We start from the raw sequence: 336 nt of genomic DNA, 5'->3' as shown, positions 1-336 counted from the left end.
CACTCACACCCCGCAACAATTACCCAACCTCACAAATCGACGCCGGGAATGGCTCAGTGTTCCGAACCCCATGGCAGGTCACGACGTGTTCTCGAAGGCTGGTAGCAGCAGACCTTTGCGGTAGAAGGCGTTGGTGACGGCGTCAATATCGGGGCGGGTTTCCTCGGGGGTCGCGTCGAGCCGAGCGGCTTCGCTGACGGCAGCGTCGTGCAGGGATCCGCCGGAGGCGAGCGCGGTGAAGACTGCCAGGCAGGCGTGGTTGTAGCTGGGGTAGGCGCCGCCAGTGAGCCATTCCCGGCAACGATTTGTGAGGTTGGGTAATTGTTGCGGGGTGTG

1 protein-coding gene is annotated in these 336 nt (G+C 62.8%); it reads right to left on the bottom strand.

Annotated features, from left to right (window positions below):
• Nucleotides 1-78: 78 nt before the first annotated feature.
• Nucleotides 79-336 (bottom strand): hypothetical protein (locus G6R25_RS24715; protein WP_163554721.1); only part of this gene is annotated, 258 nt, incomplete at its 5' end.

Origin of the sequence: Candidatus Frankia alpina (genome assembly GCF_902806485.1) — a bacterium.
GTDB lineage: Bacteria > Actinomycetota > Actinomycetes > Frankiales > Frankiaceae > Frankia > Frankia alpina.
Note: the sequence above shows the minus strand (reverse complement) of the source record. Positions and strands in the feature narration are given on the sequence as shown.